General features: G+C 60.5%; 20 protein-coding genes. 12 read left to right on the forward strand and 8 right to left on the reverse strand.

The window, feature by feature from the left end; translation table 11 throughout:
- Positions 1–78 precede the first annotated feature (78 nt).
- Positions 79–327, reverse strand: a complete 249-nt coding sequence (locus NIT7645_RS18785; protein WP_008562912.1) for an accessory factor UbiK family protein — start codon at positions 325–327, stop codon at positions 79–81.
- A 95-nt stretch (positions 328–422) separates the two neighbouring features.
- On the opposite strand from NIT7645_RS18785, the gene lgt reads away from it, so the two are divergent.
- The 5 genes from lgt to NIT7645_RS18805 all read left to right on the forward strand — a co-directional run bounded on the left by lgt (position 423) and on the right by NIT7645_RS18805 (position 4,415).
- Entirely contained in the window at positions 423–1,325 is a 903-nt protein-coding gene (lgt, locus tag NIT7645_RS18790; protein WP_008560303.1) for a prolipoprotein diacylglyceryl transferase, read from the forward strand.
- Positions 1,322–2,392 (forward strand): class I SAM-dependent methyltransferase, encoded by a 1,071-nt coding sequence (locus NIT7645_RS18795; protein WP_008559963.1) that lies wholly within the window; start codon positions 1,322–1,324, stop codon positions 2,390–2,392. Before lgt ends, NIT7645_RS18795 begins: the two co-directional genes overlap by 4 nt.
- Positions 2,389–3,156: a peptidoglycan editing factor PgeF gene (gene pgeF / locus NIT7645_RS18800; RefSeq protein ID WP_008561704.1), complete on the forward strand. Its 768-nt coding sequence runs from the start codon at positions 2,389–2,391 to the stop codon at positions 3,154–3,156. Before NIT7645_RS18795 ends, pgeF begins: the two co-directional genes overlap by 4 nt.
- Before the next feature lie 190 nt (positions 3,157–3,346).
- On the forward strand, positions 3,347–3,499 hold the full coding sequence (locus NIT7645_RS19575; RefSeq protein WP_165589508.1) for a hypothetical protein: 153 nt from the start codon (positions 3,347–3,349) through the stop codon (positions 3,497–3,499).
- Positions 3,500–3,638: 139 nt separating this feature from the next.
- Positions 3,639–4,415, forward strand: a complete 777-nt coding sequence (locus tag NIT7645_RS18805; protein ID WP_008558829.1) for a Hint domain-containing protein — start codon at positions 3,639–3,641, stop codon at positions 4,413–4,415.
- Positions 4,416–4,500: 85 nt separating this feature from the next.
- Here the strand turns inward: NIT7645_RS18805 and NIT7645_RS18810 are convergent, their stop codons facing one another.
- Positions 4,501–5,001, reverse strand: coding sequence for an Lrp/AsnC family transcriptional regulator (locus NIT7645_RS18810; RefSeq protein ID WP_008560294.1), 501 nt, complete (start codon positions 4,999–5,001; stop codon positions 4,501–4,503).
- A 252-nt stretch (positions 5,002–5,253) separates the two neighbouring features.
- Here NIT7645_RS18810 and trxB point away from each other — a divergent pair, with 252 nt between their 5' ends.
- The 3 genes from trxB to NIT7645_RS18825 all read left to right on the forward strand — a co-directional run bounded on the left by trxB (position 5,254) and on the right by NIT7645_RS18825 (position 8,797).
- Positions 5,254–6,195, forward strand: coding sequence for a thioredoxin-disulfide reductase (gene trxB, locus NIT7645_RS18815; protein ID WP_008560462.1), 942 nt, complete (start codon positions 5,254–5,256; stop codon positions 6,193–6,195).
- 5 nt (positions 6,196–6,200) lie between these two features.
- The gene (locus NIT7645_RS18820) at positions 6,201–6,536 is read left to right on the forward strand and encodes a ribonuclease E inhibitor RraB (RefSeq protein WP_008560649.1); all 336 of its coding nucleotides are present in this window, start codon (positions 6,201–6,203) and stop codon (positions 6,534–6,536) included.
- Between the two features lie 185 nt (positions 6,537–6,721).
- A complete protein-coding gene (locus NIT7645_RS18825) occupies positions 6,722–8,797 on the forward strand; it encodes a bifunctional sulfate adenylyltransferase/adenylylsulfate kinase (protein ID WP_008561991.1) in 2,076 nt (691 codons plus the stop codon).
- 63 nt (positions 8,798–8,860) lie between these two features.
- Here NIT7645_RS18825 and NIT7645_RS18830 read toward each other — a convergent pair whose 3' ends face one another.
- The 4 genes from NIT7645_RS18830 to NIT7645_RS18845 all read right to left on the reverse strand — a co-directional run bounded on the left by NIT7645_RS18830 (position 8,861) and on the right by NIT7645_RS18845 (position 11,459).
- Complete coding sequence (locus NIT7645_RS18830; protein ID WP_008560284.1) at positions 8,861–9,724, reverse strand: hypothetical protein; 864 nt, start codon at positions 9,722–9,724, stop codon at positions 8,861–8,863.
- 9 nt (positions 9,725–9,733) lie between these two features.
- Positions 9,734–10,615, reverse strand: a complete 882-nt coding sequence (locus tag NIT7645_RS18835; RefSeq protein ID WP_008562001.1) for a PhzF family phenazine biosynthesis protein — start codon at positions 10,613–10,615, stop codon at positions 9,734–9,736.
- A 200-nt stretch (positions 10,616–10,815) separates the two neighbouring features.
- A complete protein-coding gene (locus tag NIT7645_RS18840; RefSeq protein WP_008562203.1) occupies positions 10,816–11,040 on the reverse strand; it encodes a DUF1150 family protein in 225 nt (74 codons plus the stop codon).
- A 5-nt stretch (positions 11,041–11,045) separates the two neighbouring features.
- Complete coding sequence (locus NIT7645_RS18845; RefSeq protein ID WP_074964292.1) at positions 11,046–11,459, reverse strand: Hsp20 family protein; 414 nt, start codon at positions 11,457–11,459, stop codon at positions 11,046–11,048.
- 177 nt (positions 11,460–11,636) lie between these two features.
- Here NIT7645_RS18845 and NIT7645_RS18850 point away from each other — a divergent pair, with 177 nt between their 5' ends.
- From NIT7645_RS18850 to NIT7645_RS18865, 4 genes are all read left to right on the forward strand, one after another.
- Entirely contained in the window at positions 11,637–11,861 is a 225-nt protein-coding gene (locus NIT7645_RS18850; RefSeq protein ID WP_008560933.1) for a YdcH family protein, read from the forward strand.
- A gap of 232 nt (positions 11,862–12,093) precedes the next feature.
- Positions 12,094–13,377, forward strand: a complete 1,284-nt coding sequence (locus tag NIT7645_RS18855) for a uracil-xanthine permease family protein (protein ID WP_008563249.1) — start codon at positions 12,094–12,096, stop codon at positions 13,375–13,377.
- Positions 13,378–13,530: 153 nt separating this feature from the next.
- A complete protein-coding gene (gene purE / locus NIT7645_RS18860) occupies positions 13,531–14,034 on the forward strand; it encodes a 5-(carboxyamino)imidazole ribonucleotide mutase (protein WP_050687792.1) in 504 nt (167 codons plus the stop codon).
- Positions 14,027–15,103 (forward strand): 5-(carboxyamino)imidazole ribonucleotide synthase, encoded by a 1,077-nt coding sequence (locus NIT7645_RS18865; protein ID WP_050687794.1) that lies wholly within the window; start codon positions 14,027–14,029, stop codon positions 15,101–15,103. Before purE ends, NIT7645_RS18865 begins: the two co-directional genes overlap by 8 nt.
- 211 nt (positions 15,104–15,314) lie before the next feature.
- On the opposite strand, the gene NIT7645_RS18870 is transcribed toward NIT7645_RS18865, so the two are convergent.
- Together NIT7645_RS18870 and NIT7645_RS18875 are read right to left on the reverse strand one after the other, a co-directional pair.
- A complete protein-coding gene (locus tag NIT7645_RS18870) occupies positions 15,315–16,466 on the reverse strand; it encodes an alpha-D-ribose 1-methylphosphonate 5-triphosphate diphosphatase (protein WP_008559003.1) in 1,152 nt (383 codons plus the stop codon).
- Positions 16,463–17,281 carry an alpha/beta fold hydrolase gene (locus NIT7645_RS18875; protein ID WP_008563242.1) on the reverse strand — a complete coding sequence of 273 codons (819 nt, stop codon included), beginning with the start codon at positions 17,279–17,281 and terminating at the stop codon, positions 16,463–16,465. The genes NIT7645_RS18870 and NIT7645_RS18875 overlap by 4 nt, the downstream gene beginning before the upstream one ends.
- Between the last annotated feature and the right edge of the window lie 83 nt (positions 17,282–17,364).

Consider the following 17,364-nt stretch of genomic DNA (forward strand, 5'->3'; position numbering starts at 1 on the left):
TTTTGGCTGGTCTTGTCAGCACTGTCCAGCATGGCGGCACCCCGCCGGGGGGCCAGCAAGCCAGAGCGGTTCAGCCGATCAGGCGGATTTGTCAGCCTCAAGCGCATCCAAGCGGGCCTTGAGAGCCTCATTTTCTTCACGGGCCTTTTGCGCCATTGCACGCACCGCATCAAATTCCTCGCGGGTCACAAAGTCGCGATCAGCCAGCCAGCGATCAATCAGGCTTTTCATGGCGGTTTCCGCCTCTTCCCGAGCACCGTGAGCAACACCCATGGCGTTGGTCATGAGCTGCGAAATGTCGTCCATGATCTTGTTGCGCGTCTGCATTGTCTTCTCCATGTGAGCCTTGTCCCCTATATGGGCGACATGAGGCGCGGCGGCAAGGCGTTGACCTCCTGATCCAGCACAGGCATTCACGGCATATGCACGCTTTTTTCATCCCCTTTCCCGATCTGTCCCCCGAAATCTTTGCAGTAGAGCTGTTTGGCTCTCGCTTTGCACTGCGCTGGTACGCGCTGGCCTATATCGTTGGCATCGTGATTGCCTGGCGTTTGGCTGTCGGCGCACTGCGACGACCAGCGCTCTGGCCTGAACAGCGCCCTCCGATGAAGCCAGCACAGGTCGAAGACCTCCTGACCTGGATCATCCTTGGCGTTATTCTTGGCGGGCGGCTTGGTTATGTCATGTTCTACCAGCCCGGCTATTATCTGCAGAACCCAGCCGAGGTGATCCGCATCTGGCAAGGGGGCATGGCCTTTCACGGGGGGCTGCTTGGGGTGATCTTTGCGACATGGATCTATGCACTGCGCCACAATATCCCACGTCTTCAGATTGCTGACTTAGTGGCCCATACCGTTCCGCCGGGGCTGCTGCTGGGACGGCTGGCAAATTTCAACAATGCCGAACTATGGGGGCGCGCAACAGACCTCCCCTGGGGGGTTGCGTTCCCCGGACAGGCCGCTCAGGCCTGTGGGCAGGCCTTGGGTGAAATCTGCGCGCGTCACCCCTCTCAGCTTTACGAAGCCGTGCTCGAGGGGCTCTTGCTTGGCGCGGTGCTGCTGTGGCTGGCCTATCGAAAAGGTGCCTTGCGCCTGCCCGGCTATGTGACCGGGGTTTTCCTTGCAGGATACGGCGCTGCGCGGTTTGCGGTGGAGTTCGTCCGCCAGCCTGACGCGCAATTTGTCACCGAAAACAACCCACTTGGCCTGGCCTTTCATATCGGTGGCTACGGCTTAACCATGGGCCAGATCCTGTCACTGCCGATGATCGCAATCGGCGTGGTCCTGATCCTGCGCGCCCAGCGAAATGGCGGGGCAAAGACATGAGCCTGCAAGATCACATCATAGCCCGCATCCGGACTGATGGCCCGATCTCGGTTGCTGACTACATGGCAGAGGCGCTGCTGCATCCGACCTATGGCTATTATACCACCCGCGATCCGCTGGGGGCCTCCGGTGACTTCACCACCGCGCCCGAAATCAGCCAGATGTTTGGAGAACTGATCGGCCTGGCGCTGGCACAGACATGGATTGATCAAGGCAGCCCGACCCCGTTCACCCTTGCCGAACTTGGCCCTGGACGCGGTACATTGATGGCCGATGTTCTTCGCGCGACCAAGGCCGTGCCGGGCTTTCATGCCGCGATGCGCATCTCGCTTCTGGAAGCCTCGCCAACCTTGCGCAAACGCCAAGCCGAAGCGCTTTCCGGCTATGCCGCCACCTGGCACGAAAACATCGAGGAACTTCCCGATCAGGCGCTGTTTCTGGTGGCCAACGAATTCTTCGACGCCCTGCCCGTGCGCCAGTTCCTGCGCGATGGTGAGGGCTGGCGCGAAAAATCGGTCGGGCTATCCGAGGACGGCGCCCTGCAGTTCGGTCTGGGGCCGGTCGCACCGCAACCCGCGCTTTCCCATCGGATTGAGGACACATCCGACAATGATCTGGTCGAGCTCTGCGAAGCTGCGCAGCCGATTGTCAGCACCCTTGCGCAACGCATTGCGGCATATGGCGGCTGTGCCCTGATTGTGGACTATGGCGACTGGCGTTCGCTTGGCGACACCCTGCAGGCCCTGCGCTCTCATGCGCCCAGCGATCCGCTCCTGTCGCCCGGCGAAGCGGATTTGACGACCCATGTCGATTTTGAGGCGCTGGCGCTGGCTGCCAAATCGGCAGGTGCGGAATTCAGCCGTGTGACACCACAAGGCGTGTTCCTCGAGCGGCTTGGCATCACCGCCCGCGCCCAAGCCCTCGCCGCCCGCTTGAGCGGCCAGCAGCTGGACCAGCTGATTGCTGCACATCGACGGTTGACGCACCCGGAGGAAATGGGAAACCTGTTCAAAGTTCTGGCGCTTTATCCCGCACAGATGACACCCCCACCAGGATTGAACGCATGACGCTGGAAATTCTTACCTCTGACCTGCTGGCCGACACCCGCCACGGTTTCTTCACGCGTCGGGGCGGGGCCTCCTCGGGCATATTCGAGGGACTGAACTGCGGTCTCGGATCTTCTGACCAGCGGCAAGCGGTCACAATGAATCGTGCACGTGTGGCGGAGGCAATGGATGTCCCGGCAGAGGCCCTGGGCCGGGTTCATCAAGTCCATTCTGCCGATGTGCTGACTGTCAGCGAGGCAAACCAGGCAGATCTGCAAGCCGGCGCAAAGGCAGACGCCATGGTGACCAATGTACCGGGCATCGCCCTGTCCATTCTGACGGCGGACTGCCAACCCGTTTTGTTTGCAGATGCAAAAGCCGGTGTCGTGGGCGCCGCTCATGCTGGCTGGCGCGGAGCTCTGGATGGCGTTCTGGAAGCCACTCTGGCCGCAATGGAAGCGCTTGGCGCGGATCGCGCAAATACCAGTGCGGTGATCGGCCCGACCATCTCTCAGCGCGCCTATGAGGTCGGCCCGGAGTTCTTTGACGACTTCATTGCCCAGGACCCTGAAAACGCTCGTTTCTTCGCCAATGGTGAAGGCGACCGCTACCTGTTTGACTTGCCGTCGCTTGGGTTGCACAAATTGCGCAGTGCAGGTGTCGGCGCCGCACAGTGGACCGGGCACTGCACCTACAGCGACCCGGCGCGGTTCTACTCTTATCGGCGCACCACCCACCTGAAAGAGGCCGACTACGGCAGGCTTATTTCCTGCATCCGGCTCTGACCTCTCCGTTCCGTGCAGACACCACAACCCGGCCCACCCAAGGTCGGGTTGTTGCGTTTTAGGACTGCAATTTCGACAGAGGTGCGGCGATTTTCACAGATCGGCCACATTGGTGGCGCAATGCCATGTCAAACAGGTCAGAACACCGCGCTGATCGGCAGGACGTCGATCACCCTGACAGGAGACGCCAATGCCATCGAAGTCGCGCTTCATCAAATCCATCGTGGCAGCTGCCAAGTCCGAAGAGGTCGAGCTGCCCTGGAGCAGAGGCGCCAACCGCCAGGCCATGATCGAACGTCGCCAGCAGGACCGCACCGTCACACAACAGGCCAAAACAGCCTGACCCAGCCCGCTTCAAGGCTGACATGAATTCCCCCGCATCTGCCGTTTTTTTGGATGCGGCCCAAGACCCCGGCTTTTAGCAGCTGCTCGCTGAAACGTCGGAATTGTATCTGTGTTGTTATGAAAGAGGCCCGGTAGCCATGACCATTCCACAGTCACTGCGACGCGCAGCTGCCAATGCCGTCGAAGCCAACGCCCTTCTGAAAGATCCCGCAGCTCTCCGCAGCGGGGTCCGCCCGCAGTTGCGGCGCTATGATGTGATGAGCCTGCAAAGCGACGGAACAATTGCCGAGACCCGCCATGTGGCGCCGTCCCTCCCCTTGTTTGAGAATGCGTTCACAGCATTTTGCCGCGGCGCATTGGTCGAAACCACACAGGGGCCAATCGCTGTTGAGGATCTTTTGCCCGGCGACCAGCTGATCACGATGGACGGCGAAGCCGAAACCCTGCTTTGGAAGGGATCCACCAGCCTGGTTCCCTCTCGCAGCGACAAGGCCGGTCGCAGCCATCAGCTGACCAGCTTCACCGCCGACAGCCTGGGCGATGCCAAACCGATGGGGACTGTTGTTGCAGGCCCCGCAGCCCGACTGCTACAGCGCGCACCGCTGCCGGGCATTCGCCTGGAACATGGTGCAACGCTTGTCCCGGTACAGCAATACCAGGACGGCATGAGCATCGTGGAAACGGCGCCGCCAACGGCGGTGGATCTTTATCACCTCTGCCTGCCCCGCCACGCTGTGATCAAGGTCGGTGGATTGCCGTTTGAGACATACCACCCCGGCCCGGATGCGTTGAAACTGGTCAGTCACGCGATCCGCACGCTCTATTTGAACCTGTTTTCGCATGTTGACTCAGTTTCCGGGTTCGGCCCGCTCGCCTATCCGCGGGCGGAAATCCGACAGCCCGACATGAACTAGGCGTTGCACTTGGGGGCAAGACAGCAAAAAGGCGCCTGCGGATGCACGGCGCCTTTCGTGTTTCTTGCGTAAAAGATGCGTTGCGTCACGCTTCGCGCGCGAGCCTCTGTTCCAGCACATCAAACGGCACACCCGGTTCGTCCTTGGCACCGCGGATCACCAGCGAGGTCTTGACGCTCGCGACATTGGGCGTGGTCAGCAGATCGCTGGTCAAAAAGCTCTGGAACGTGCTGAGGTCGGGCGAGACGCATTTCAGGATGAAATCCACTTCGCCGTTCAGCATGTGACATTCACGCACAAGCGGCCACTCACGGCACTTGGCCTCAAAGGCGCTCAGCTCTGCTTCCGCCTGGCTTTCCAAACCAACCATCGCAAAGACCTGAACCTCAAACCCCAGTTCGCGCGAATTGACCTCGGCATGGTAGCCACGGATCAGCCCCGCTTCCTCGAGCGAGCGCACACGGCGCAGGCACGGCGGCGCAGATATCCCCACGCGCTTGGCCAGTTCAACATTGGTCATGCGACCGTCGGCCTGTAATTCCGACAAAATCTTGCGATCAATCGGATCAAGGCGTGTTGTGACCATATGAGAGCTCCTGTGAAAAGATTGCGTTTGTTATACCAGCATCCACGGCGCGCGCAATAATCTTTCATAACTGCGCAACAATCTTTGCCAAACACCTTTGGGATACCGGCTTTGCCCCGCATGCGGCCAGACAGCCCTGCATGGCGAGACTGCGGTCTTGGGCCACCGAGGGGCTTTAAGACAGCTTGGCGTGCAGCTATATGCTTTGCCTGACGGCGGCAAGACCGCCAATACATCGATTGGGGAAACAAGATGAGCGAAACGCGCCATACCAAGGTTCTGATCATCGGCTCCGGCCCTGCGGGCTACACCGCAGGCGTCTATGCGAGCCGCGCGATGCTGGAGCCGATCCTGGTTCAGGGCATCGAGCCTGGCGGTCAGCTGACCACGACAACCGAGGTCGAGAACTGGCCGGGTCACACCGAAATCCAGGGCCCTGATCTGATGGTCAACATGGAAGCCCACGCCAAAGCAATGGGCACCGAGATCATCGGCGACATCATCACCTCACTGGATACCAGCAGCCGCCCCTTCGTGGCCAAAGGCGACAGTGGCACGACCTATACCGCCGATGCCGTGATCCTGGCGACAGGTGCCCGCGCCAAATGGCTTGGCCTGCCGTCAGAAGAGAAGTTCAAGGGCTTTGGCGTCTCGGCCTGCGCAACCTGCGATGGCTTCTTTTACCGCGGCCAGGAAATCGTGGTCATCGGCGGCGGCAATACCGCTGTTGAAGAGGCGCTGTTCCTGACCAACTTTGCCTCCAAGGTCACGCTGATCCACCGCCGCGACGAACTGCGCGCCGAGAAGATCCTGCAAGACCGCCTGATGAAGAACCCAAAGATCGAACCCCTGTGGTTCCACGAGTTGGAAGAGGTCGTTGGCACCGAAAACCCACTTGGCGTCGAAGGTGTCCGCGTGAAGAACGTGAAGACCGGCGAAATCACTGAAATCCCCTGCAAGGGCGTGTTTGTCGCCATCGGGCATGCCCCCGCCAATGAACTGGTGAAGGATGTGCTGGAAACCCACAACGGCGGCTATGTGACGGTCACCCCCGGCACCACCGAAACATCGATCCCGGGTATTTTTGCAGCGGGCGACCTGACCGACCACAAGTATCGTCAGGCTGTCACCTCGGCAGGCATGGGCTGCATGGCCGCGCTGGACGCCGAGCGCTTCCTGGCGGAACAGGAGTAAGCGCCGTGGCGCATGATTTCGACACGCAAAAGGCCGAGACATTCTCGGCCTTTTCAGACCTTCAGGCCGAAGGCGATCTGCCGTTTGAAGCAGATCTGGATCTGTTCTTTGTGTCCAGCGACGGAACCAGCGACTGGATGCCACTGGCCGAAGCACTCGCGGATCTGGGCTTTCACACCCAATGGGCAGAGGCCGAATGCGACGACCCCGCAACGCTCATTGCGACCATGCCGGATCAGATCCTGTCCGCGTCAGCGATCTGGATGGTCGAAGAGGTGGCAACCCGCGTCGCGATCGACCACGGATTTCGCCCGGATGGGTGGGGGTTTGCGGAGGGCTGAGCCCCGTTCAGCCTCGCGCAGCTCAAATTCCTGTTCCCCTGCAGGATCCCGACAAGACCGCCTGTTCCGCCTGCGTTGCAAATTGGGAACGGCGGTCTTTTTCATACACGCCAAGGTGGTTTGGGCTTTGCTACGACAGCAAAGCATGAAATGCGTTCACCCGTGAACACACTTTGAGTCGACCAATGCCATCCGCCCCCGCCAATCCCAGTCTTGAGGACGAAGACCTGCTTTTTCGCATCCTCAGCCAGCTCGACAAGGCGCCTGATGCGTCCCAGCGGGCAACGGCGACGGCTGTGGGGATTTCGCTTGGCCGTCTCAACGCACAACTCCGGGCTGCCGCAGAGGCCGGTTTCGTCAAGGTCAGCGAACGTGCAGGCCCCGACAAGCGCCAGCGCTTTGCCTACGCCCTCACCACCCGTGGTGCAGCCGAAAAGAACCGGCTCACCGACCAGTTTCTCGCCCGCAAGTTCGCAGAGTATGACGCGCTTCATGCTGAACTTACCGGCACAACCAGTGGCCTCGTCCCTTTCAAGTACAGGACCAAGTTGATGCAAAACAATCTTGCCCCAATCCCAGAGCTTTATGTCTCCTACGACTCTGCCCAGAAACTGAAGGTCGAAGCGGCCGATCTGGTCAGCCATGACCTGAGCCCGCGCCAGATCTGCGATCTGGAACTGCTGATGAACGGTGGCTTCAACCCGCTCAAGGGCTTTCTCAGCGAAGAAGACTACAATGGCGTCGTTGAAAACATGCGCCTGGCTGACGGCACCCTGTGGCCGATGCCCATCACGCTGGACGTCACCGAAGATTTCGCCAGCTCGCTGGAAATCGGTCAGGACATCGCGCTGCGCGATCAGGAAGGCGTAATCCTGGCCACCATGACCGTGACCGACCGCTGGGAGCCGAACAAATCCCGCGAAGCCGAGAAAGTCTTTGGCGCCGACGATGACGCACATCCTGCCGTCAACTACCTGCACAACCAGGCTGGCAAAATCTACCTTGGTGGTCCGGTAACCGGCATCCAGCAACCCGTGCACTATGACTTCCGTGGTCGTCGGGATACCCCGAACGAGCTGCGCGCCTACTTCCGCAAGATGGGCTGGCGCAAGGTTGTTGCCTTCCAGACCCGCAACCCGCTGCACCGCGCCCACCAAGAGCTGACTTTCCGCGCTGCGCGCGAAGCACAGGCCAACCTGCTGATCCACCCGGTTGTCGGCATGACCAAACCGGGCGATGTGGACCACTTCACCCGCGTGCGCTGCTACGAGGCGGTACTGGACAAATACCCAGCGGCCACCACCTCCATGTCGCTGCTCAATCTGGCGATGCGCATGGCTGGCCCGCGCGAAGCGGTCTGGCACGGCCTGATCCGCAAGAACCACGGCTGCACCCACTTCATCGTTGGCCGCGACCACGCAGGCCCGGGCAAGAACTCTGCTGGTGAAGATTTCTACGGCCCCTACGACGCTCAGGACCTGTTCCGTGAGCACGAAGAAGAAATCGGCATCAAAATGGTCGACTTTAAGCACATGGTCTATGTGCAGGAGCGCGCCCAATATGAGCCAGCGGATGAAATCGCCGACAAGGATGATGTCACCATTCTCAACATCTCTGGCACCGAACTGCGCCGCCGTCTGGCCGAGGGCCTGGAAATCCCCGAGTGGTTCTCCTTCCCCGAGGTTGTGAAAGAACTGCGCCGCACCAAGCCGCCACGCTCGCAGCAGGGTTTTACCGTGTTCTTCACCGGCTTCTCCGGGTCCGGCAAATCCACCATTGCGAACGCCCTGATGGTCAAGCTGATGGAGATGGGTGGCCGCCCTGTGACCCTTCTGGATGGCGACATCGTGCGGAAGAACCTGTCCAGCGAGCTGGGCTTCTCCAAGGAGCACCGCGACCTGAACATCAAACGCATCGGCTATGTGGCCTCTGAGATCACCAAGAACGGTGGTATCGCGATCTGCGCACCGATTGCGCCCTACGCGGCAACCCGCCGCCATGTGCGTGAAGAGATCGAGCAGTATGGCGCCTTTGTTGAAGTGCATGTTGCAACCTCGATCGAGGAATGCGAGCGCCGCGACCGCAAGGGCCTGTACAAACTGGCGCGCGAAGGCAAGATCAAGGAATTCACCGGCATTTCCGATCCTTACGACGTGCCAGTGAACCCTGAACTGTCTGTCGAAACCGAGAATGTCGACGTCGACAACTGCGCACATCAGGTTCTGCTGAAACTGGAAAACATGGGTCTGATCGCTGGTTGATCCGGACCCAAGACAGGAAAAGGCCGCCCCGATGGGCGGCCTTTTTTGTTTGAGCAGAAGCCATCAAAGACTGGCCAGCAATGCCTCTGCGACGCGACGTTCAAGATCGCCGTATCTCGCGGCTTCTGCTTTGATCGCCCGCAATGCAGGCAATCGCGCAGCGTAGTCCCCTTGCGACATCATCGCGATGGCCGCCCGCAACTCTGCCTCTGTTTCGCAAATCATCATGCCGGTCGGATCGAAAAAATCACTGATATTGGGGCAGCCCCAGTAGATCGGCACCGTCTCGCACAGAATGGCGTCGACCAACTTTTCCGAGAAATAGTTTCTCTCCTGTACGTTTTCGATCACGACACTATAGCGATAGGGCGCCAGCCCATCCGCTTTGGCGTCAAACGCCTGGTACCCTTTGCCAAGGATCGCGGCGTCTGGGCGCGCGGACTGGAGATGCTCAACAATCCGATGACGCAGCTTATGACCGGGATGATCCCGCTTTGCCGAGGCGATGAGTGACAAGTCCTCTTGTTTGTTCAGATCAAGGGTTTGCCATTCCGGCACCCAAGTGGTCCCAAACGGAAGAAAAACACCATTGGGCAGCCGCGCCAGCAACTCCTCGTCATAGGTGAACACCCGGAAAAACCGCCGTCCTGTCCAAGGCAGCAATCGGTGGTGCAGGGCCGACATGATCTTGGGCTCTGCCACCATGACAGAGATCTGCGCACGGCAATTGCGGGCCCTCGTGATATGCATCGCTCGCTTGATGTAAAGGATCAGATGATCCTGCTCTTCGAGGTCGCGAATGGTCTTTCCGCGCAACTCATGCGGCTGACCCAACGGCCAGGCCAGCTGATCAAGCGCAATGTCTGCGAAACCTTTGTTGAGTTTGGTGCCATATGGCACCACGGCAATGGCGGCTGGTCGTGTCATATCCGTCTCTTAGAGTGTTTCAGGCAGATCAACAGTGCCGCGCATCAGCACGAAGCCCTGCCCTGCCACGCGAATACCATCAGGAGCCTGCCGGTCACCGACACGGGTGACAACGGCCTGGCCCGGCCGCCCCATCCCGTGGCCCTGCTCTGCCACAAAGCGGTCTTTTTCCATCAATCCATGATGCCAGAGATAAGCGGCCATCGCCCCGGTGGCGGAGCCTGTGAACGGGTCTTCAGGCGGGCTCGGCGGCGCCATCAGCAAGCGCGAGAACGTATCCCCGGCGTCTGTTGCTCCGCCCAAATGCACAACGAATGGTTCCAGCATATCAATCCCATCGGCGCCCAGGGTCTTGCCGAGTGCTGCAAGGGCGGGCAGATCCAGCTTTGCCGCCTCAAGGGCGGCCCGATCGCGCACAACCGTCACGCAGAAAGGCAAGCCGGTCGAAACCTTCTGAGGCGTCCCGACAATCGCATCAGATGGCAAAGATAGCGCCGCTGCCACAAGATCCGGATCCGCCTTCACCCCGAATTCCGGGGCAATCTGGGTCATCTCGATCATGTCACCGTCAACCGTAACCCGGACCAATCCGGCGCCGGTTTCCAGCGTGATCTCTGTCCCCTGCATCAAGCCACGATCCCGCAACGCCGCGACAGTTGCGATGGTGGGGTGACCTGCAAAGGGGATCTCTCTTGAGGCGAGGAAGTAGCGCACATGAACGTCCGCAACATCGGACGGACCGGTAAAGGTGCATTCAACCAAAGATGTCTCTCGTACATAGGCCGTGCAAACATCCACTGGCAGATGCGCCCCACCATGCACCACCGCACATCCATTTCCGCCAAAGGCACGGGCAGAAAATGCATCCACCCAGTCAAAATCAAATTGCATCAAACGGCCCTCCCGCCAAAACACAGACCCTAGCAAGACCACGCAGTCACCCCGTCTGCAAGGGCGGCACTGCATTTCGTGAAAGGCATTCGACTACAAGCCGCCGCCTCCCCCGGGGCGCACCCTTTGTCTGGCACACACTAAAAAATAAAAAAGGGCACCCTCCCGGATGCCCTGTCTGCACGGTCAGTGCGCAATTGTCAGTGCACTGGCACCGGTGCGTAGTCATGCTGGCGCGCCAGCACAAATGCCATGCGCCGGTCACTGACCAGGGCCAGCTGCTCTCCCGCAGAATCATGAACGGCGTAGAGCTGTTTCTGCCCCGCAGCGCCAGCCTGCACCTCTTCGGGGAGATCGGCTACATCAACGGCTTTGACATAGACGATGCGGCTGTCCGTCTTGTCGAACTGATATGCTGTGTGCATGTCTTTTACCCCTTCTTGATGTTGATTGTCTGAACCACGGTTTCCGGTCGGGCGCGTGTGAGATCGACATGCAGCAGGCCATTTTCCATGACCGCCTCGCCGACCTCGACCCCATCGGCCAACACAAACATGCGCTGGAACTGACGGGCGGCAATGCCACGATGCAGGAATACACGACCTTCGCTGTCATCGCCCTGACGACCCCGGATGACCAGTTGACGGTCCTCTACGGTGATTGCCAGATCCTCTTCGCCAAAACCGGCAACCGCCAGCGTGATGCGATAGGAATGATCAGAGGTCTGTTCGATATTGTAAGGGGGATAGCCCTCGTTGCCGGATTTGGCCGAGCGTTCCAGAAGGCGTTCAAGTTGCTCAAATCCCAACATGTGCGGATACGAGCCAAGTGTAAGTTTAGACACGTTTTTCGTCCTTGATTCCAAAGCGACGTCTGCGAGTGGCCCCATTATGGCGACCAACTTCCTAAGAATATGGGTGTTTTATGCGAATTCACAAGCCCAAGGCGCCAGAGCGCTGGCGCAAACGGCACCAAAAGCGTAATCTCCGGCCAGTTTCACCCGCCAGCCGACGAGTCGCCAATGAACGCTCCTACAGATATCTCCATGAAAACCGACGATGTTTTGAAGGTGGAGCTTGAAGTGTTCAAAACCCAACACCGCGATCTGGACGAGGCGATCTCTGCGCTGCAGGAACGTGGAACCAGCGATCAGTTGACCATTCAGCGCCTGAAAAAGCAAAAACTGATCCTCAAGGACAAGATCGCCTTGATCGAAGACCGCCTGACCCCGGACATCATCGCCTGAACGGCAAAACAGCTCAGGCCTCTCATCTGCGCGCAGGTTTCGGTGCGCGAACGGGTATGGCGAGGCCAAGTTTGCGCTATCACTGAAAAATCCACCGTCCGGTGATTGGTTTCTGGGCCATGACGCATGGTCAAACGCTGCATTACCCGCTAGGACCGCCCGAATTGTTTCCGGTCGGCCTCCGACAGGGCACGGCAGGGACAAGCCACTTCACAACGAGACGAGCCTGGACATGACCGCAACGAGGGAACAGACCCCGGACCCCAGCCTGCAGGGGACCGACTACAATTTTTCGATCAAACAAGCGCTCACTGGTGCGCAGATGCTGTTTGTCGCCTTTGGCGCATTGGTGCTTGTGCCGCTTTTGACTGGGCTTGACCCAAGTGTTGCGCTGTTCACCGCAGGCCTTGGCACACTGATTTTCCAGATCGTGACCCGTGGACAGGTGCCCGTGTTCCTCGCGTCTTCCTTTGCCTTCATCGCCCCCATCATCTACGGCGTTCAAACCTGGGGTATGGCCGCGACCACGGGCGGCCTTGCAGCGGCTGGCCTCCTTTATGTGGTGCTCAGCTTTGCGATCCGCGCCTTTGGCTCCGGCTTTCTGCACAAGCTGCTGCCGCCGGTTGTCGTGGGTCCAGTCATCATGGTGATCGGCCTGTCTCTGGCCCCGGTTGCCGTCAACATGGCCACAGGCCTCGCGGGTGACACCCAGATCATGCCGCGCAACACCGCGCTGCTCTTGGCAGCGATTGCCCTTGGCACCACCATGCTGACCGCCATCCTTGGGCGCGGCATCATGAGAATCGTTCCGATCCTTGTCGGTGTCGCCGCCGGCTATATCGCCGCGCTGGTGATCGGCACCATCACGGGTGAAAGCCTGATCAGCACTGCTGCAATCGCGGACGCCCCCTGGTTTGATGTTCCGAACTTTGTCGCGCCGGAATTCAACCTGGCCGCCATTTTGTTCATCCTGCCGGTCGCCATCGCCCCCGCGATTGAACACTTCGGCGACATCCTGGCGATCTCCAACGTGACCAAGCGGGACTACATGGAAAAACCCGGCATCCAGAACACCATGCTGGGCGATGGTCTGGCGACAGCTGCTGCAGGCCTTTTGGGTGGGCCGCCCAACACCACCTATTCCGAGGTGACAGGTGCCGTCACACTGACCCGCGCCTTTAACCCGGCGATCATGACCTGGGCGGCGCTGTTCGCCATCGCGCTGTCTTTTGTCGGCAAACTGTCGGGTGCCCTCTCGACCATTCCGATGCCTGTCATGGGCGGCATCATGATCCTGCTGTTCGGCATGGTCACCGTCGTTGGCCTGTCCGTCCTGTCCAAACTGGGCGACGCGCTGTCTGAGGCACGCAACATGGTCATCATCTCCACCGTTCTGATCATCGGCCTCGGCGGTCTGACACTGCAGTTCGGCGAAGGCTTCACCCTCGCAGGCATCGGTCTCTCCGGGGTTGCAGGTCTGGTGCTGAACCTGATCCTGCCCAAACAGCGGGATTGATCCAACAGCCGCTGAAGGAGAGCGCGCCCCGCAGCGCGCTCTCCCTTTTTCACATCATACGCTGCACAGGTATGTGCACTGCACGCCGCATTGCGGAAAATCCGAATTTCCCTATAGTGCGCGCTCGACAAGCCGCGACAGGAGCCACCAGCCATGCCCGACTCGAACGGTGCCGACATCAAAGTAGGCATCATCATGGGAAGCCAATCCGACTGGCCCACCATGAAGGAAGCCGCAACGATCCTTGATGAACTGGGCATTGCCTATGAGGCCAAGATCGTTTCTGCCCACCGCACCCCGGACCGTCTGTGGAGCTACGGCAAAAGCGCCGCTGACCGCGGCCTGCAGGTGATCATCGCAGGCGCCGGCGGTGCTGCCCACCTGCCCGGCATGGTCGCCTCCAAGACCCGTGTGCCGGTCGTAGGCGTACCGGTCCAGACACGGGCGCTGTCCGGTGTCGACTCGCTTTATTCCATCGTGCAGATGCCCAAGGGCTTTCCGGTTGCCACTATGGCCATCGGCGCAGCTGGCGCGGCCAACGCGGGCCTGATGGCCGCAGGCATCCTTGCCCTGCAGGATCCAAACCTCGCCCAGCGCCTGGATGATTGGCGCGACGCGCTTTCGGCCTCCATCCCGGAGGAACCCTCTGATGACTGACGTGCTTGCCCCCGGTTCGACCATCGGCATCCTCGGCGGCGGCCAGCTGGGGCGGATGCTCTCGGTTGCGGCCTCCCGCCTCGGCTTCAAGACCCATATCTTTGAACCAAGCGCGACCCCACCCGCAGGCCACGTCGCCGACCGCGTGACCACCGCAGGTTACGAGGACGCCGAGGCGCTGGCCGCCTTCGCCGCCTCGGTCGACGTGATCACCTATGAGTTCGAGAACATCCCGACCTCCGCGCTGGACCTGCTGGAATCGCAAAAACCGATCCGTCCGGGCCGCGAGGCGCTGCGGATCAGCCAGGACCGGCTGACAGAGAAAACCTTCCTGCAAGACCTCGGCCTGCAAACCGCGCCTTTTGCAGACATCACCGATCAGGCCAGCCTGGACGCCGCGCTGGCAGAGATCGGCGCCCCCTCGATCCTGAAAACCCGCCGCTTTGGCTATGACGGCAAAGGCCAGGCCCGCATCAAGACGCCGGAAGACGCAGGCGAAGCGCTCGCCGCCATGGCAGGCGCGCCCTCAATCCTCGAAGGTTTTGTCAATTTCAGCCACGAGGTCTCGGTGATCGCGGCGCGTGGTGTCAGCGGCGAAATCGCCTGTTTCGATCCCGGTGAGAACGTCCACCGTGACGGCATCCTGCACACCACCACCGTGCCTGCGCGCCTCAGCACCGGCCAGCGCATGGATGCGGTGCTGATGGCAGGCAAGATCCTGAACGCGCTCGAATATGTCGGCGTTCTCGGCGTCGAACTCTTCGTCACGCCCCAAGGCCTGATCGTCAATGAAATCGCGCCGCGCGTGCACAACTCCGGCCACTGGACCCAGAACGGCTGCACCGTGGATCAGTTCGAACAGCACATCCGCGCCGTTGTGGGCTGGCCGCTCGGCGACGGTCAGCGCCATTCCGATGTGGTGATGGAAAACCTGATCGGCGATGACGTGGACCGTATCCCGGAGCTGGCAAAGGAGGCCGATTGCGCCATCCACCTCTACGGCAAGGCCGAGGCCAAGCCGGGCCGCAAGATGGGCCATATAAACCGGGTGGTGAAAGCGCAGGCCTAGGGACTAGGGGCTGGGCTGACCGGGCTGGGCTGACTGGGCTGGGGGCGCTGCCCCCAGAGCCATTGCCGACTTGGGGCGCTGCCCCAAACCCCGGGATATTTCCGGCCAGAAGAAACAAACGGCACGACACTGTCGTGCCCTGTGGAACCGGCCCTGCCGGTTTGACGCGCCGTAAAGAGGGCCATCCGGCCTGATGCGCGGCGCCCCTCCGTTAAGCCAGGAAACGGCCTGCAATCTCTCCCGACATATAGCTGACCTGCCCGCCGGAAATCGTTGCTGCAACGCGGTGGGTCTGCTTGTCCAGCACCAGAATGTCGGCGCGCTTTCCGCTTTCCAGTCGACCGCGATCATCAAGACCCAAAATCCTTGCCGGGCCCTCAGACAGCAGCGCCCAAGCCGCCGACAAATCCATGAGCCCGGTCTTTTCCAACATCAGCGCTGCACGGCGGGGGCTGGGGTAGTGATAGTCGGACGCCAACGCATCGCAAAGCCCCATCGCGATCAGCTCGACAGCGGAGGCATTGCCCTTGTGCGAGCCGCCCCGCACCACATTGGGAGAGCCGAGGATCACGTGGTCACCTGCGGATTTCGCAGCCTCCGCCGCCTCCATCGTCTCAGGAAATTCCGAAATCAGCGCGCCGCGATTGCGCCAGATCACCCGATCTTCTTTCGTGTGATCGTCGTGACTGCCAAGACAGACCCCAGCCGCGCCAAGGGCCGCTGCCAGCTTGTCGAGGGCTGCGGGCACCTCTGGTCGTCGGGCATGCATGTCCTTGAGCATCTGCCAGTGCACCTCCGGGTTACGCCCTGCCTTGAGCGCCTGACCGGTGAGCCGAGGCGGTTTCTTTCCTTGTGCGAGGCGTTCATGCGGGAGGTGATCGTTGAAGACCACATAGGGCACCTGCCACTCTGCGATCTGCGCAGGCAGATTGTCGTAGGCCTCCAGAAGGTGGATTTCAAAACGCAGTTGCGGGATCAGATCCGTCACCACAGCAGGGCGCGCGGCCTTGATCCCCTCAAACACCTGGGCAGCGAACTCAGGACCGCGCAGACCGCCCTCCCATGAGTAGAACTGCGCCAGAACGCCAGTCGTGATGCCATTGGCGGCGAGTTCGGCTTCGGCGGCAATAACCCCTTCGGTCATCTGCTTCATCGCGCCACGACGTGGCGCCAGATGGCGTTCGAAACCGTCCCCGTGAAGATCAATGATCCCCGGAAGGATGCGATAGCCAGACAGGTCGATCTGACGCCCGGCCCGGTCCGTCTGGATCTGGCCCGCTGCAAAGGACAGCTCTCCACCATGTTCCAGCCCCTCTGGGCGCAGCACATCTGCTCCGGTCAGTGTCAGTTCCAGCATGGTCATGGCTGCGTCTCCTCTTGCGGCTGCTCCCCCTCGCTGCTGCAGCGACCATCAGCGCAGGCGTCAGCGATTTCGCCTGTGATGGAATCAAGCCATGTCAGGTCAGGATCAAAGCGCCCCGTGTCGAGGAAATGCAGCGCCTGTGCAATAACCTGCGGGTTGTTCATCATGAAGGTATGGGTGACGGGCAACACGATGTGGTCGCTCATTCCATCGAGATAGGTGCTGCGGACTGAGACCTTTCCGTCATCTGGCCCCGGAATAATAGCCGAAAACACCGGGTTGAGAGAGAAGTCGCCTGCAATCACTCCCACCGGGAAACTGGCGGCGGGGAGCTGGTTTGGCACGCTTTCGGCACCGGTGCCCAGCTGCAGGCCAGCGGGACCGTTCAAAAGCCCGAAGACCTCCCAGTCGCCCAGCTCATCGACCAATTCGCTGCCGTGATTTGGCGGGGCCAACATCACGGTCCGGCCAAGCGCCTCTGGCCGATTGTCCTGCAGCCAGTGGCGCAACAGGATACCCCCCATAGAATGGGTGACGAAATGGATGCGCTCTGGGTCTGAAATCTGTGCCTGACATTGCGTGATCGCGGCCGGCAGAGTGTCAGCTGCCAGGGTTGCAACCGGTTTATCCGTTGACGGATAGCCTGGGGTGACAACCTTGATCCCGCGTGCCTCCAGCACCTGCTCCATCACCGCCAGCGAGATTTCGCTACGCGCAAGCCCATGCAGCAGGACAACGCAATCAGCACGCGCTGCAGTTGCTGTCAGGCCAGCCGTGGCGGCAGCCAGAACAACGGGAACAAGAGAACGGAACATGATAGCGCTGAACCTTTGAAATGACCTCTGCAAGCGCAGATAGGGGCGTTGTGCGATCAGGTGAAGTGCCGATGGGGCCTGCC

The organism is Phaeobacter italicus (assembly GCF_001258055.1).
In the GTDB taxonomy this organism is placed as follows: domain Bacteria; phylum Pseudomonadota; class Alphaproteobacteria; order Rhodobacterales; family Rhodobacteraceae; genus Phaeobacter; species Phaeobacter italicus.